Genomic DNA, 13,602 nt, shown 5'->3' with positions numbered 1-13,602 from the left:
AGTAGGTTTATATTCTGTGAGAACACGCGAGTAAAAATTGTAGGAAAAAGGATGATAAAAAAGCAGTCAGTTTGCGTATTAGGTGGCGGCAGTTTTGGTACCGCCTTGGCGAATATTATGGCGAATAATGGCTATCAGGTGAGCCAGTGGATGCGCAATGAGCAGCAGGTAGAAGAAATTAATCTGACAGGTTTAAATAGTCGTTATCTGCCTGGTGCGGAACTGCATCATGAGTTACTGGCGACCAGTAACTTAGAACAAGCGATCAAAGACAGCGATACTGTTTTTGTCTCTATCCCTTCTAAATCATTTGAACAAGTGGTTGAGCGAATCGCGCCTTTGTTAACGGCGGATAAGATGCTTATTAGCACTACAAAAGGTTTTAATCCAAATCGTTTTGAGTTGATGAGTGATATTTTACGTCGCAACCCGGCTACGCAAAAAATTGGTGTGTTAAGTGGTCCTAATCTGGCAAAGGAGATTGCGGCGGGTCAAATCACTGGATCGGTGATTGCCAGCAATGATGAGAAGGTTCGTGCTCGAGTGATTGAGCTGCTTAAGTCGAAGACATTTCGCGTGTATGAAAACGCAGACAGCACTGGGGTCGAGTTGGCTGGGGCGTTAAAAAATATTTATGCCATTGTGTGTGGTTTAGCGAAAGCGCTTAAAGTGGGTGAAAACACCATGGCAATGATCATGACTCGCAGCTTGGCGGAAATGAGCCGTTTTGCTGTGCATTTTGGCGCGAATCCGATGACCTTTTTAGGGTTGGCAGGTATGGGAGACTTGATTGCCACTTGCTCTTCTCCATTGAGTCGTAATTATCGTGTGGGGTTTGCGATCGGATCCGGGCAATCTCTTGAGTCTGCTGTAGAAGAAATTGGCGAAGTGGCCGAAGGGGTGAATACGCTACGTATGGTGGTCGAGGAAGCAAGTAAGCATCAGTTGTATATGCCATTGGCAGTGGGTTTGTCTAGGCTTTTATTTGATGGTGCTAAACTGGATACTTTAATTGGCTCAATGATGACAGGTGAGCAAAAATGGGATGTCGAGTTTGCGACAGATAAGGAGACAAAACATGGCTAAGCCAAGTTATACCGATCAAGGTTTTTGGTTGCGATTAATTTATATGGTGTTGTATTGGTTGATTTTAAATATTGCCTTGACAGTGTTTGGCGCACTGATAGTGGTGGTGAGTCTCATAAGATTGCTCACTTCATCAAAGGCTGAGATGCTATCTGGTTGGCTGACAAGCGTGAGTATGTTTATTCGTCAGGTATGTCGCTTTTTGTCGTTTGAAGACGAGGAAAAACCCTTTCCATTTCAGCCTTGGCCTAAGGTGAATACTGATGAGCAAAACTAAGCGTTTATATGTACTGCGTCATGGTAATGCGCAGGCTTATGGTTTTGATAAAGATGCTTTTCGCGAGTTAACGCCTCTTGGTGTCGAGGAAGTGATTGCAACGGCTGGAGCGTTTCGAGAAAAAGGTGACCGGTTGGATGCTGTCTTTGTTAGTCCGTATGTTCGAGCTCAACAAACGGCACAGCATTTTTTAACGGAGCTAAATCAAATCAACGACGACAATGATTCGCCTTTGGAAGGGCAAACATGCCAGCTGATTACGCCGAGCGGAAAAGCCTTAGATGTGGCGTTATGGCTAAATGAACAGCCCTATGAGTATATTTTATTGGTGACTTATCAGCCATTTGCTTATCAATTGGTTGATTTGTTGTCGGATGCGCCGTTGCCACATGATTTTTCAATGATGACGGCATCATTAGCCGCCCTTGAGGGTGAGCTTTTTGCCACGGCTTGCTGTCAATTCCGGTGGTTTATTCCTCAGTGAGACGTTGGTTGTTAGCTGCGAGAAGAGGCCTCTTAAGTCATTTTGAATGTCGTGTTATGTATGTTGTTTTAAGGAGTAGGTTTCATGGGGAGTGATGTAGTTTTTAATCTGGCTCACACCAAAATCGCAGGGTTGCAAACGTTGTCATCCAACCCTTCTGCGGTCAAAGTTTTATGTTTGCATGGTTGGCTGGATAATGCCGCCAGTTTTAATTGTCTCACTCCTTATTTGTCTGGCTTTACTCATAGCTCTATTGATTTTGCCGGGCATGGTTTATCGGATCATCGTGCGGCAGGATCGTTTTATCATCTTTGGGATTATGCTTTAGACGTCGTTTCCATTCTGAATTTATCGAATCAAAGCACTTGGTTGATTGGTCATAGTATGGGAGGGGCGGTCGCCATGATTGTGGCTGCAATCGCTCCAGAAAAAGTGCGTGGTTTGGTGGTGCTGGATAATATGGGGCCTTTGACAACGAAACCTGCGGAGCGTGTTGCTATGCTGCAACGTGCTATTCAGCGTATGGCAAAACATCGCGAAGGTCGCTTTGCTCGCTACGAAACTCTGGATGATATGGTCAGTGCTCGAATGTATGGCTTTACCAGTTTGTCCCGTGAGGCGGCTAATGAATTGGTTGAGCGTGGGGCGATTCTAACCGATGACAATCTTTGGGGGTGGCGTCATGATCATAAGTTGTCTTTTCCATCCCCTTATAGAATGGATGAAGAGGGTGTAGCGGCGCTTATTGCTGAAATAAAATGCCCTGCTTTGTCCTTAGTAGCCAAAGAGGGAGTGTATGCAAATCAGGAAGGTGAGGCGTTTGTAAGAGCGCGTGCTGCTCAATTTCCTTGGATTAAACTTAAATGGTTAGAAGGGAATCATCATTTTCATCTGGAGCGTGATACGGCGCCAACGGTTGCAGAGGAAGTGAGGAAGTTCATTGATCAAAACTAACACCGCACAATGGTAGTTTAGCTGGCAGGTAAGGCTCATGGTCAATTTTAAGAAAGTTATGATTGCATGTTCAATGTTGGTGAGTAGCATCGCGTTGGCGGATTTAGCGAATATTGAGCCTTACCGAGGGGCTCAGTTAGTAAAAAGTGGTACTGATGACGTGTCTTTAATTGAAGTACCCTTAGGAAAGATTCGTCGATCTGGTCGTGGCTGGGAACCAGAGTCAGTGATTCGGGTGAAAGGTGAAAATAGTTACTCCTTGTATAAAATTAATCGAAATGAACCCTTAAGCAGTGTATTGGCTTATTACAAATCCGTGATGCTCAAGGGAGATAGGCGCCTGTTGTTTGAATGTGATGGTCGTAACTGTGGCAGCAGTAATGCATGGGCTAATAATTTTTTTAAGCAGTATTTGTTGTATGGTGCTGATGATAATCAAATGTTGATGTCATTGCAGGATGGTCTTGGGGATTATCAAGTGCTGTATATTAATCAACGTGGTGCCGGTGACATAATGGTATGGATAAGCGATATTTCTACCAATGCAACCGGTAAGGCGGATTTTGAGGTGGCAGCACAGTTTGATGTCCAGGATATTCCAAGAATTCGTCGTTTTTTGAGCGATTTGTTGCCGAGTCAACATGTTGTGGGGTATGTCTCCAGTAAGGCTGAAGCAGGGTATAGTGCCTTGTCTCGAGGGGATCAGTTTATTAAACAGATACAACTAGGGATCGGCGAGAGATTACAGGCTAAAGTGCGCTTTATTAATGTGGCTGATATGGGACGAACGTCGCTTGGTCAGGATCGTGTTTCCTTTGTTTATATTTTACCCTAAGGCTTGTGAGTATGAAGAAAACAGTATCTTTGGTGCTGGGCAGTGGCGCAGCAAGAGGGTATGCGCATATTGGTGTCATAAATGCGATTGAAGATCATGGTTATGAGATTATCAGTGTTTCTGGCTGCTCTATTGGTTCGATCATTGGTGGGGTGTATGCGGCGGGGCGGTTATCTGATTTTTCGGAATGGGCGACTTCTTTAGATAAAGTGCGAGTGCTTCGCATGTTGGATATGTCATTTCGAAATGGGGCTTATATTAAAGGGGATCGTTTTTTTAAGGTGATTGAAGATATTATCGGTCGTCCTACTATTGAGTCGTTGCCGATTCCTTTTACGTCTGTTGCGGTAGATCTTCTCAATCAAAAAGAGTTTTGGTTCCAAAAAGGGGATCTCGTTGATGCAATGCGTGCTTCTTCTGCAATTCCTTCTATTGTGTCGCCTGTTGAACTGAATGGGCGAGTGTATGTGGATGGTGGGGTGTTAAACCCTTTACCGATCATTCCAACAGTGTTGGCTGGTGCGGATTATTTGGTTGCTGTGGACCTTAATGGCCCTGCGCAAGAATTAACCTCTGAGTCTTTGGTCGAGCAGAGTAATACGCCTGAATGGTGGTCAACCTTTAAAGGATTGTTTGGTCGTCATAAATCCGATGAGGAGGAGCCGAAAGCTCCCTCAGCAAGCTTGGGGCGCAAAAGTAATGCAACCAGCTGGGGGCGAATTCAAACCGTTAATATGATGTTTGAAACCATGCAAGAATCTTTGGCTCAGTACAAGCTGGCAGGGTATTCCCCCAATTTGTTGATTTCCATTCCTAAAGATCTTTCTGGTTTTTATGAGTTCTGGCGCGCCACTGAGCTGATAGAGTTTGGTTACGAGGTAACGGTGAAAGCGTTGAAAGAGCTTACCTCTGAAAACCCCATTCATTTCTCTTTTCCTAAAGGGGTGTGATAAGGGAAGACAACCCTTTTGAGGTGTCTTGTCTCCCGCTTTTCAGTCTCTTGCCTTAAGAGAAAGGCGAAATACCGTGTTGGCGCAACATTTTACAGAGAGTAATTAAAGGTAGGCCGATTAGGCTGGTAGGGTCATCGCCTTCCATTTTTTCAAAGAGGGCGACTCCCAACCCTTCACATTTAAAACTGCCCGCACAATCCAAAGGCTGCTCTATGCTGACATAACGGGCGACTTCTTCTTGGTTAAGTTCTCGAAAATATACATGATATTCGTTGAGTGTATAGGAATACGTCATTGTGTCTGAAGCCAAAACACCTAGCCCGGTTAAAAAAGTGACTTTTCGTCCACTAAAGCGTAATAATTGCGCGATAGCATTTTCCACAGTATGTGGTTTGCCTAGAATATGATTGTCTAATACGGCAACTTGATCGGAGCTGATAATGAGAAGGTCGTGATGGTTTAAGTCTTGGTAAACGGCTTGTGCTTTTTGCGTGGTTAGGCGTTTAACTAATTGCTCTGGTGTTTCCTGTTCTTTTGGGCTTTCGTCAATGTCGGGTGAGTGACACTGAAATGCTAAATTGAGTCGTTCTAATAAGGCTTGACGATAAGGGGATGATGAGCCGAGAATGAGTTTTTTGGTCATAAAAAAATCGCTAGTTGATTAGAGAAGAGCGTTATTTTACGTTTTTTTCAGCTTGAAAGTGAAAAACAGTGAAAAAAAGGCCTTTGAATGCACTTAGACTTTGACAAGACGGACACTTGTCCATATTATTTGCCGCCATGTTGAATGACTCATTACCTAAATATTTTGACCCTCGCAAATACGCTCACCATGAGTCAGCGATTGAAGGGTACTTACCCCTTAACCAGCTTAAGGAGCTTTGTGCTGTCTTGGCGTCGGATGAGGGTGATGCGTTTATTCATCTAGACTTTAGAGTTGATGAAGATAGGCGCTACATTGCTACAGGTTCTCTGAAGACCGTTGTTCAGGTTGTTTGTCAACGTTGTATGGAGATGGTCTCACAGGAACTGACGGTCGATTTGTCGCTTGCTTTCGTTTATGACGAAGAACACGCGAAAAATATACCGAGTGATTATGACCCTGTTGTCATGACCGATGGTGAAATAATCTTGGCAGACATGGTGGAGCAAGAAATTATACTCGCTTTGCCTATTGTCGCCTATCATGAAGAAAGTGGTTGCAACCCAACAGCTTTAAAGTATGCCTCGTCTACCGATGACGCACCGGATGACGAACAAAAACCGAATCCATTTAGTATATTGGCTAATTTTAAGCCAAGTAAAAGTTAGGAGCTCCAAAAATGGCAGTACAAAAAAGTAAAGTGACACGTTCACGTCGCGGCCAGCGCCGTTCTCATGACGCTTTGACAAGTGCAACTCTATCTGTAGAACAGACTACTGGTGAACTTCACCGTCGTCACCACGTCTCTGCAGACGGTTTCTACCGTGGTCGTCAAGTTATCACCCCTAAAGGTGAGTAACTAAGATACCCATGATCAGGGTAGCTTTAGACGCTATGGGCGGGGACTTAGGTCCCCGCATTGCATTTGAAAGCGCACTTGAGGTGCTTTCTCAGTATCCTAATGTAGAAATTACTCTCTACTACTCTTCTCACTTAACGTCAGAATGTATCCCTCTAACTCATCATAGTCGATTAGTGCTTGTGCCTTGCTTGGATGAAATCCGTGCAGAGGATGATATTGTCTTGTCTTTGTTTAAACGTCGGGACAGCACCTTGTATCAAACCATTGCGAGTTTGCAGGGCGGTAAGGCGGATGTGGTGGTGACCTTTGGGAATACCGGAGCGGTGGTTGCTCTGGCAAGACATTTGTTAGGTGTAATTCGTCCTAAGTTGTATCCCGCATTGATTCGCGAGTTGCACGCTGAGCCGCTACGTTGTTTAGTGGACTTGGGGGCAAATGTTCATTGTCCACCGTCAATGCTAGAGGGGTTTGCGCAGCTTGGTGCGGCATATGTTGAAGTATTGAGTAACGAAGTGCCGAAGGTCGGTTTACTGAATGTTGGAGTGGAAAGTACGAAAGGCAGTTCTGTCATTCGTCAAGCAGACACATTGCTTTCTGGCAAAACATGGCCTATCTATTTAGGCTACGCAGAAGGAAGTGAGCTGTTCCATGGTGAGAAAAATGTCATTGTATGTGATGGCATGGTAGGGAACGCTGTGCTAAAAGCGTCAGAGGGATTGTTGTCTTTTCTGATGAAGCAGCTGAAGGAACAAGGTGGCGATCAATCGTTGTTCGAGACGTTTTACCAAACTAAGCGTCGACATGGGGCTTGCCTTGTGGGTGTGAACGGTAATTTGGTAAAGGGTCACGGTGGGTCGGATTTAGCGGCCATGATCGGGGCGATAGAGTACGGAATTGATATTGCGCAAGTGAATTTAGCTAAGGCTATCGCAGCGCGACTTGATAATGAGGAGTCTAAATGAGTAATGAGTTAGCTTTTGTTTTTCCTGGGCAGGGTTCCCAGCAGTTGGGCATGTTGGCGGATTTAGCTGAAAAGTATGACATTATTGGTCAGACCTTCGCGGAAGCGTCAGGAGTGCTTGGTTATGATTTATGGGACCTTGTTCAAAACGATGCAGATAAGCTAAATCAAACCGATAAAACACAACCCGCTTTGTTAACTGCCAGTGTTGCTTTGTGGCGTTTGTGGGAACAACAAGGTGGTCCAAAGCCTGCTTATGTTGCAGGTCATAGTTTGGGTGAATATTCCGCATTAGTATGTTCTGGTGTTATTACCTTTTTGGGGGCGGTTGAACTCGTTAAACTACGTGGAGAATACATGCTAGATGCCGTCCCTGCTGGTGAAGGGGCAATGGCGGCAATCATCGGCTTAGGGGACGATGAGGTCATAGCGGCTTGTCAAGCGGCGACTGGTGTTGTCAGCGCGGTGAATTTTAACTCTCCAGGCCAGGTAGTGATTGCAGGTCATGTGAAGGCGGTTGAAGAAGCAATGGCTCATGCTAAAGAAGCGGGAGCAAAACGTGCACTGCCTCTCCCTGTCAGTGTGCCATCTCATTGTGAGTTGATGGTGCCGGCTGGTGAAAAGTTGGCGGAGAAACTTGCTTCAATCGAATTCCATGAGCCAACTTGTACTTTGGTGCAAAACTTCAGTGCGCAAGCGGTATCTGATGCTAAAGTAATTAAAGCCAATTTGGTGTCTCAATTGAGTGAGCCAGTATTGTGGACTCAATCCATTGAACTACTGGCTGGGTTGGGGGTGAAAACGACCTTGGAGTGCGGCCCTGGCAAGGTTTTATGTGGCTTGAATAAGCGCATTGTTAAAGGCATGGCGGCTTCATCCTTAGGGGATTTAAGTGGCTTTGAGGCTGCAATTTCTGCGTAATTGGGGTTGTGAGAAGATTTTTTAGTACCATATAGCAACTAAGTAAATCGAAAATTGGAGACAATGATGAGTCTGGAAGGCAAGATTGCACTGGTAACAGGAGCAACGCGAGGCATTGGTAAAGCCATTGCTATTGCTCTTGTTCAGCAAGGTGCGACGGTCATCGGAACCGCGACAAGCGAGTCTGGTGCTCAAAGCATTAGCGAATATCTTGGTGAAAATGGCAAAGGCTGGGTGTTAGATGTTGCGTCTAGCGAATCTGTTGATGCGGTAATCAAAGAAATTAACGCAGAATATGGCGCGCCTACAATTTTGGTTAACAATGCGGGGATAACTCGTGATAACCTAATGATGCGCATGAAAGAAGATGAATGGGATCAAGTAATTAATACTAACCTAACATCTGTTTTTCGTGTCACAAAAGCTTGCTTGCGTGGCATGACCAAGGCAAAATTTGGTCGTGTTATTAGCATTAGTTCGGTCGTTGGTTCTATGGGTAACGGCGGACAGTCTAATTACTCTGCAGCTAAGGCAGGACTAGAAGGTTTTAGTCGTTCTTTGGCGGCGGAAATTGGGTCTCGAGGCATCACTGTTAACTGTGTTGCTCCTGGATTCATTGAAACGGATATGACTAAGGTGCTTCCTGAAGAGCATAAAGCGAATTTAGTATCAAAAGTACCAGCTTCGCGTCTTGGTCAACCAGAAGAAATCGCGGCGGCTGTCGCATTTTTAGCGTCTAATGGCGCAGCTTACATTACCGGTGAAACATTACATGTCAATGGTGGCATGTATATGTCGTAATTTGAGTTGAATTTTATATTTAATTCAACGAAAATACGTCTCCGGTTCATGTTGAGAATCACGCCTTTTAGTTTAGGTTGTCGAACATTATAATATTGCTCAAAATGAGCTATTAACGAGTAAAGTAGGAACTTCTAATGAGTAGCATTGAAGAACGCGTTAAAAAAATCGTATGCGAACAGCTTGGTGTTAAAGAGGAAGAGGTTGTCCCTTCAGCATCTTTTGTTGATGATTTGGGTGCCGATTCCCTAGATACTGTTGAATTGGTTATGGCTCTTGAAGAGGAATTTGATACTGAAATTCCTGATGAAGAAGCTGAAAAAATCACTACAGTGCAAGCAGCGAACGACTACATTAACGCTAACTTGTAATTTTCAGTGAATTGAGTTTCCCGAAAAGCCGCTTGTATTCGTTACAGCGGCTTTTCTTATTAATAAGTCCCTGAAGGTTTAGGGCTATTTTCGGAGGAATCCTATGTCGCGTCGTCGAGTCGTCGTCACTGGAATGGGAATGGTGACACCCCTTGGCAACAATGTAAAAGATACGTGGGATAATGTGTTGGAAGGGAAAAGTGGTGTCTCTGATATTGCTTCTTTTGACGCCAGCCAATTTTCTACGCGTTTTGCAGCTCAGGTGAAAGGCTTTGATGTGACTCAATATATGAGCGCTAAAGAAGCCCGTAAAATGGATCTTTTTATTCAATATGGTATTGCCGCTGCGGTACAGGCTATAGAGGATGCTAAGTTGAATGCAGAAACAGCGGATTTGACTCGCGTGGGCTGTGCTATAGGGTCTGGCATTGGTGGTTTGCCGATGATAGAAAAAAACCTTGACCTTTTAAAAGCATCTGGGCCTAAACGTATCTCACCTTTTTTTGTGCCGGGTGCCATCATTAATATGATTTCAGGTCATGTAGCGATACGATTTGGCTTTAAAGGGCCGAATATATCCATTGTGACAGCATGTACAACGGGGACTCACAACATTGGCATGGCCGCTAGGATGATTTCCTATGGGGATGCAGATGTAATGTTGGCTGGAGGGGCTGAAATGGCCATTACACCGTTGGGTATTGGTGGTTTTGGTGCGGCACGAGCCTTATCGACTCGTAACGACGACCCTAAGACGGCAAGTCGTCCGTGGGATAAAGATCGTGATGGTTTTGTGATGGGGGATGGTTCCGGGATTTTGGTGCTTGAAGAATATGAGCATGCTGTTGCTCGTGGTGCGACTATTTATGCCGAGTTGGCGGGCTTTGGCATGAGTGATGATGGTTATCATATTACGGCTCCCCCAGAAACGGGAGAAGGGGCATTTGCTGCCATGAATGCGGCCATCAAAGATGCTGGTATCGCTTCTCACGAAGTGGATTATATCAATGCCCATGGTACTTCAACGATGGCAGGTGATTTGGCGGAAACACAAGCTGTAAAATTATTGATGGGGACTGATGCATCGGATGTGGCAATCAGTTCAACTAAATCGATGATCGGACACTTATTGGGGGCAGCGGGGGCTGTAGAATCGATTTTTTCTATTTTAGCCATCCGTGATCAGGTAGCACCGCCCACAATAAACTTAGAGGATCCAAGTGAAGGGTGTGACTTGAATTATGTGGCTTCGACCCCACAAAAGCGTAAAATTGATGTGGTGTTGAATAATTCATTTGGTTTTGGCGGTACAAATGGGACGCTTGTGTTTAAGCGAGTGTGACTTTAATCAGGGCAGCGCAACTGCCCTGAAGCGTTTGTTAATGTCGTTGTGTTAAGTCACCTCTGAGTACGCTGATTTCTTTTGAAATATTGTAAGTTTTGCCTTGTGAATCTAATTCATAGAGGTGTTCTTCAAGATGTTGATAAAGCGAAATTTCTTCATCCCCTAGGAAATGCAAACATTCGCCTCCAACAAACCAAAGTAGCTCTCTTTTAATGAGAGGGACTAGGTTGGGATAGCAACGAATAAAGCGTGATAGTAGCTCCTGTGCGTCAAATATATAGTCTACGCTGTTCGCTTCTATATTGGGCTCTAATTGGTCCCATTTTTCAAGAAAATCAACTTCTTCTTCGGCCAGATCTTCTCTATTGAATGGGTCGTGTTCAGCGATGCGTTGGCGTAGTTCTGTAAAAGCGTTAAGAATATATTGATTGCGAGATTCCACGTAAAAACCTATTTAAATGTAACGATTAAGTTGGCTATAGCCTAACGAGATATACCATTATGACATATGCAATTGAAATAAGTGATCTTAAAAAGCGTTATGAAGGTGGATTTGAAGCCCTTAAGGGAATAAACCTTAATGTCGAAAAGGGCGATTTTTTTGCGCTGCTTGGTCCTAATGGGGCGGGCAAATCCACAACCATTGGTATTTTGTGCTCTCTGGTAAACAAGACCTCAGGGAAAGTGTCTATCTTTGGGGCCGATATCGATAAAGATTTTGCTAAGGCGAAACAGTACCTTGGTGTCGTGCCTCAAGAATTTAACTTCAATGTATTTGAGACCGTTTTTAATGTTGTTGTGACCCAGGCTGGCTTTTACGGAATCAGTAACCGAGTTGCTGAAGAGCGGGCTGAAAAATATTTAAAGCAATTGGATCTATGGGACAAAAGAAATGACCAGTCGCGCATGCTGTCAGGTGGGATGAAACGACGCTTGATGATTGCTCGTGCGCTGGTTCATGAGCCTGAAGTGCTTATTTTGGATGAGCCAACGGCGGGTGTTGATATTGAGCTACGACGTTCTATGTGGGAGTTTATCAAAAATCTTAATGAGCAGGGCACGACAATCATTCTGACTACCCATTATTTAGAAGAGGCTGAGCAATTGTGTCGTAATATTGCCATTATCAATAGCGGGCAAATTGTTGAGAATACTAGCGTCAAGGCGTTACTAAAAACCCTGAATCAAGAAACGTTTATTTTAGACCTTGATCAATCAGTGAGTGACGACTGGCATGTTGATGGCTATACAACAAAACTGAGCAAGGACTTATCTACTATTGAAGTAGAGGTGATCAAAGGGCAGTCGATTAATCATATTTTTAAAGCACTGGATGAGATTGGCGTTAATGTGATCAGTATGAGAAATAAATCGAATCGTCTCGAAGAGCTCTTCGTCAAATTGATTAAAGGTTAATTGTATGTCTAATTCGGAAATTTTTATCGCCTTTTATACTATTTTGCGTCGTGAAATACGTCGTTTCACTCGTATTTGGCCACAAACTTTATTACCGCCAGCGATTACCATGTCTTTGTATTTCGCTATTTTTGGTAATTTGATCGGTAGTCGAATTGGTCAAATGGGTGGCTTTAGCTATATGCAGTACATTGTGCCTGGTTTGATTATGATGTCTGTGATTACCAACTCTTATTCGAATGTATCGTCCTCATTCTTCTCTGCAAAGTTTCAGCATAGTATTCAGGAACTACTGGTATCACCGACCCCTAATTGGGTTATTTTGGTGGGGTATGTGTTAGGTGGTGTGGCTCGTGGCCTGTTTGTAGGGGGTATTGTGACAATCTTGTCGTTGTTTTTTACTCATCTACATTTACAAAATTTATTTTTAACGATTGCAGTGGTGTGCTTAACGGCTATTATGTTTTCCCTAGGCGGATTTGTGAATGCTATATACGCAAGAAACTTTGATGATGTTTCTATTGTGCCGACGTTTATTTTGACCCCGTTGACCTATTTGGGAGGGGTTTTTTATTCGATCGACTTATTACCTAGCTTCTGGCAGCATGTATCGCTTCTAAATCCTGTTCTTTATATGGTAAATGCTTTCAGATACGGTATTCTTGGCGTTTCTGATATTAATGTATACATGGCGTTAGTGATTGTTGGCATTTTTATCGTAGTATTGTTTACATTTGGTTTGCATTTGCTTAATAAAGGCAAAGGCATTAGAAGTTGAGGAAATAAATATGGGCACTTTACCCTTAGGTCAGCAAACTGAATACGTTTCTGAATACGATCCAGGGTTGCTTTATCCCATTGCTCGAGTTGATAAATGGAAGGAAATGGGCGTCGCCTCTGAGCGCCTTCCTTTCTATGGCGAAGATGTTTGGAACGCTTATGAAGTCTCATGGTTAAACAGTAAAGGCAAGCCGATTGTTGCATTGGCTGAATTTCGTTTGCCTTGCGATTCACCTAATATTATTGAGTCGAAATCGTTTAAATTGTATTTAAATTCTTTGAATCAGATGCGTTATGGTTCACAAGAAGAGGTTCAGTCGGTCTTGGAGAAGGATCTATCCAATGCCGCTGGTGCTGCTGTGACGGTGATTCTACAAGAAGTCGACTCCATGTCGTCTCTTGTCGTGCTCACACCTGACTATTGTATTGATGAGCTGGATGTTGAGATTGATGAATACCATCCCAATGCTAATCTACTGACGCTTGATCGGGACACTGGCATCGTTGAAGAACGTTTAGTCAGTCATTTGCTAAAATCAAATTGTCCTGTGACGAACCAGCCTGATTGGGGATCTGTGTTTATTGATTATAAAGGGCCACAAATTGATCATGAGAGCTTATTAAAATACATTGTGTCTTTTCGTGAGCACACGGATTTTCATGAGCAATGTGTTGAGCGCATCTATATTGACATTATGCGACAGTGTCAGCCTGAAAGTTTGATTGTGTATGCTCGTTATGTTCGCCGTGGAGGATTGGATATTAATCCATACCGCTCTTCTATGCCGTTGGTATTGGGTAATGATCGCCTGACAAGACAGTAGGTTGTTGCTCATATAGCTAGTAGATCAAAAAGCCACCTTGTTCAGGAATGACAAGGTGGCTTTTTGGGTTGTGTACGCACCTGATTATC

18 protein-coding genes are annotated in these 13,602 nt (G+C 43.9%); 16 read left to right on the top strand and 2 right to left on the bottom strand.

Annotated elements, in window-relative coordinates:
* Window positions 1-51 precede the first annotated feature (51 nt).
* The 6 genes from AC0VYI_RS13845 to AC0VYI_RS13820 all read left to right on the top strand — a co-directional run bounded on the left by AC0VYI_RS13845 (window position 52) and on the right by AC0VYI_RS13820 (window position 4,586).
* On the top strand, window positions 52-1,086 hold the full coding sequence (locus AC0VYI_RS13845) for an NAD(P)H-dependent glycerol-3-phosphate dehydrogenase (protein ID WP_233407676.1): 1,035 nt from the start codon (window positions 52-54) through the stop codon (window positions 1,084-1,086).
* Complete coding sequence (locus tag AC0VYI_RS13840) at window positions 1,079-1,363, top strand: DUF4389 domain-containing protein (protein WP_475443581.1); 285 nt, start codon at window positions 1,079-1,081, stop codon at window positions 1,361-1,363. Before AC0VYI_RS13845 ends, AC0VYI_RS13840 begins: the two co-directional genes overlap by 8 nt.
* Window positions 1,350-1,847, top strand: a complete 498-nt coding sequence (locus tag AC0VYI_RS13835; RefSeq protein WP_475443579.1) for a SixA phosphatase family protein — start codon at window positions 1,350-1,352, stop codon at window positions 1,845-1,847. The genes AC0VYI_RS13840 and AC0VYI_RS13835 overlap by 14 nt, the downstream gene beginning before the upstream one ends.
* Before the next feature lie 84 nt (window positions 1,848-1,931).
* The gene (locus AC0VYI_RS13830) at window positions 1,932-2,801 is read left to right on the top strand and encodes an alpha/beta fold hydrolase (RefSeq protein WP_199475867.1); all 870 of its coding nucleotides are present in this window, start codon (window positions 1,932-1,934) and stop codon (window positions 2,799-2,801) included.
* A gap of 58 nt (window positions 2,802-2,859) precedes the next feature.
* The gene (locus tag AC0VYI_RS13825; protein WP_233407674.1) at window positions 2,860-3,636 is read left to right on the top strand and encodes a DUF4892 domain-containing protein; all 777 of its coding nucleotides are present in this window, start codon (window positions 2,860-2,862) and stop codon (window positions 3,634-3,636) included.
* Window positions 3,637-3,647: 11 nt separating this feature from the next.
* On the top strand, window positions 3,648-4,586 hold the full coding sequence (locus AC0VYI_RS13820) for a patatin-like phospholipase family protein (protein ID WP_475443577.1): 939 nt from the start codon (window positions 3,648-3,650) through the stop codon (window positions 4,584-4,586).
* A gap of 55 nt (window positions 4,587-4,641) precedes the next feature.
* Here AC0VYI_RS13820 and AC0VYI_RS13815 read toward each other — a convergent pair whose 3' ends face one another.
* The gene (locus AC0VYI_RS13815) at window positions 4,642-5,232 is read right to left on the bottom strand and encodes a Maf family protein (protein ID WP_475443575.1); all 591 of its coding nucleotides are present in this window, start codon (window positions 5,230-5,232) and stop codon (window positions 4,642-4,644) included.
* Between the two features lie 116 nt (window positions 5,233-5,348).
* On the opposite strand from AC0VYI_RS13815, the gene AC0VYI_RS13810 reads away from it, so the two are divergent.
* The 7 genes from AC0VYI_RS13810 (at window position 5,349) to fabF (ending at window position 10,490) form a co-directional block, all read left to right on the top strand.
* Window positions 5,349-5,900: a YceD family protein gene (locus AC0VYI_RS13810; protein WP_475443574.1), complete on the top strand. Its 552-nt coding sequence runs from the start codon at window positions 5,349-5,351 to the stop codon at window positions 5,898-5,900.
* An 11-nt stretch (window positions 5,901-5,911) separates the two neighbouring features.
* Window positions 5,912-6,091 carry a 50S ribosomal protein L32 gene (gene rpmF / locus AC0VYI_RS13805; RefSeq protein ID WP_013661159.1) on the top strand — a complete coding sequence of 60 codons (180 nt, stop codon included), beginning with the start codon at window positions 5,912-5,914 and terminating at the stop codon, window positions 6,089-6,091.
* An 11-nt stretch (window positions 6,092-6,102) separates the two neighbouring features.
* Entirely contained in the window at window positions 6,103-7,056 is a 954-nt protein-coding gene (locus AC0VYI_RS13800) for a fatty acid synthesis protein (RefSeq protein ID WP_475443573.1), read from the top strand.
* Window positions 7,053-7,976: an ACP S-malonyltransferase gene (gene fabD, locus AC0VYI_RS13795; RefSeq protein ID WP_475443571.1), complete on the top strand. Its 924-nt coding sequence runs from the start codon at window positions 7,053-7,055 to the stop codon at window positions 7,974-7,976. Before AC0VYI_RS13800 ends, fabD begins: the two co-directional genes overlap by 4 nt.
* Window positions 7,977-8,042: 66 nt before the next feature.
* On the top strand, window positions 8,043-8,777 hold the full coding sequence (fabG, locus tag AC0VYI_RS13790) for a 3-oxoacyl-ACP reductase FabG (protein WP_199475915.1): 735 nt from the start codon (window positions 8,043-8,045) through the stop codon (window positions 8,775-8,777).
* A 137-nt stretch (window positions 8,778-8,914) separates the two neighbouring features.
* Window positions 8,915-9,148: an acyl carrier protein gene (gene acpP, locus AC0VYI_RS13785; RefSeq protein ID WP_067017871.1), complete on the top strand. Its 234-nt coding sequence runs from the start codon at window positions 8,915-8,917 to the stop codon at window positions 9,146-9,148.
* A 103-nt stretch (window positions 9,149-9,251) separates the two neighbouring features.
* A complete protein-coding gene (fabF, locus tag AC0VYI_RS13780) occupies window positions 9,252-10,490 on the top strand; it encodes a beta-ketoacyl-ACP synthase II (protein WP_199475862.1) in 1,239 nt (412 codons plus the stop codon).
* Window positions 10,491-10,527: 37 nt separating this feature from the next.
* Here fabF and AC0VYI_RS13775 read toward each other — a convergent pair whose 3' ends face one another.
* Complete coding sequence (locus AC0VYI_RS13775; RefSeq protein ID WP_199475861.1) at window positions 10,528-10,935, bottom strand: PA2817 family protein; 408 nt, start codon at window positions 10,933-10,935, stop codon at window positions 10,528-10,530.
* A gap of 59 nt (window positions 10,936-10,994) precedes the next feature.
* On the opposite strand from AC0VYI_RS13775, the gene AC0VYI_RS13770 reads away from it, so the two are divergent.
* The 3 genes from AC0VYI_RS13770 to queF are packed head-to-tail and all read left to right on the top strand — an operon-like array spanning window position 10,995 to window position 13,513.
* A complete protein-coding gene (locus AC0VYI_RS13770; protein WP_475443569.1) occupies window positions 10,995-11,909 on the top strand; it encodes an ABC transporter ATP-binding protein in 915 nt (304 codons plus the stop codon).
* A gap of 4 nt (window positions 11,910-11,913) precedes the next feature.
* Window positions 11,914-12,687 carry an ABC transporter permease gene (locus tag AC0VYI_RS13765; RefSeq protein ID WP_199475859.1) on the top strand — a complete coding sequence of 258 codons (774 nt, stop codon included), beginning with the start codon at window positions 11,914-11,916 and terminating at the stop codon, window positions 12,685-12,687.
* Between the two features lie 10 nt (window positions 12,688-12,697).
* Window positions 12,698-13,513, top strand: a complete 816-nt coding sequence (gene queF / locus AC0VYI_RS13760; RefSeq protein WP_475443567.1) for an NADPH-dependent 7-cyano-7-deazaguanine reductase QueF — start codon at window positions 12,698-12,700, stop codon at window positions 13,511-13,513.
* Window positions 13,514-13,602 lie beyond the last annotated feature (89 nt).

The sequence above is a fragment of the Marinomonas sp. 63XJN7_9_ISO-PGPR-S23-217 genome (assembly GCF_056173515.1).
The sequence above is the reverse complement of the archived record's forward strand: the minus strand, read 5'-3'. Positions and strand labels throughout refer to the sequence as shown.

What these genes read in the sequence shown, in the direction of transcription:
- fabG (WP_199475915.1), top strand. Translation starts at nt 8,043, where the DNA reads ATGAGTCTGGAAGGCAAGATTGCACTGGTAACAGGAGCAACGCGAGGC.
- AC0VYI_RS13830 (WP_199475867.1), top strand. Translation starts at nt 1,932, where the DNA reads ATGGGGAGTGATGTAGTTTTTAATCTGGCTCACACCAAAATCGCAGGG.
- fabD (WP_475443571.1), top strand. Translation starts at nt 7,053, where the DNA reads ATGAGTAATGAGTTAGCTTTTGTTTTTCCTGGGCAGGGTTCCCAGCAG.
- AC0VYI_RS13815 (WP_475443575.1), bottom strand. Translation starts at nt 5,232, where the DNA reads ATGACCAAAAAACTCATTCTCGGCTCATCATCCCCTTATCGTCAAGCC.
- AC0VYI_RS13765 (WP_199475859.1), top strand. Translation starts at nt 11,914, where the DNA reads ATGTCTAATTCGGAAATTTTTATCGCCTTTTATACTATTTTGCGTCGT.
- AC0VYI_RS13820 (WP_475443577.1), top strand. Translation starts at nt 3,648, where the DNA reads ATGAAGAAAACAGTATCTTTGGTGCTGGGCAGTGGCGCAGCAAGAGGG.
- AC0VYI_RS13825 (WP_233407674.1), top strand. Translation starts at nt 2,860, where the DNA reads ATGATTGCATGTTCAATGTTGGTGAGTAGCATCGCGTTGGCGGATTTA.
- AC0VYI_RS13845 (WP_233407676.1), top strand. Translation starts at nt 52, where the DNA reads ATGATAAAAAAGCAGTCAGTTTGCGTATTAGGTGGCGGCAGTTTTGGT.
- queF (WP_475443567.1), top strand. Translation starts at nt 12,698, where the DNA reads ATGGGCACTTTACCCTTAGGTCAGCAAACTGAATACGTTTCTGAATAC.
- rpmF (WP_013661159.1), top strand. Translation starts at nt 5,912, where the DNA reads ATGGCAGTACAAAAAAGTAAAGTGACACGTTCACGTCGCGGCCAGCGC.
- AC0VYI_RS13800 (WP_475443573.1), top strand. Translation starts at nt 6,103, where the DNA reads ATGATCAGGGTAGCTTTAGACGCTATGGGCGGGGACTTAGGTCCCCGC.
- acpP (WP_067017871.1), top strand. Translation starts at nt 8,915, where the DNA reads ATGAGTAGCATTGAAGAACGCGTTAAAAAAATCGTATGCGAACAGCTT.
- AC0VYI_RS13770 (WP_475443569.1), top strand. Translation starts at nt 10,995, where the DNA reads ATGACATATGCAATTGAAATAAGTGATCTTAAAAAGCGTTATGAAGGT.
- AC0VYI_RS13840 (WP_475443581.1), top strand. Translation starts at nt 1,079, where the DNA reads ATGGCTAAGCCAAGTTATACCGATCAAGGTTTTTGGTTGCGATTAATT.
- fabF (WP_199475862.1), top strand. Translation starts at nt 9,252, where the DNA reads ATGTCGCGTCGTCGAGTCGTCGTCACTGGAATGGGAATGGTGACACCC.
- AC0VYI_RS13835 (WP_475443579.1), top strand. Translation starts at nt 1,350, where the DNA reads ATGAGCAAAACTAAGCGTTTATATGTACTGCGTCATGGTAATGCGCAG.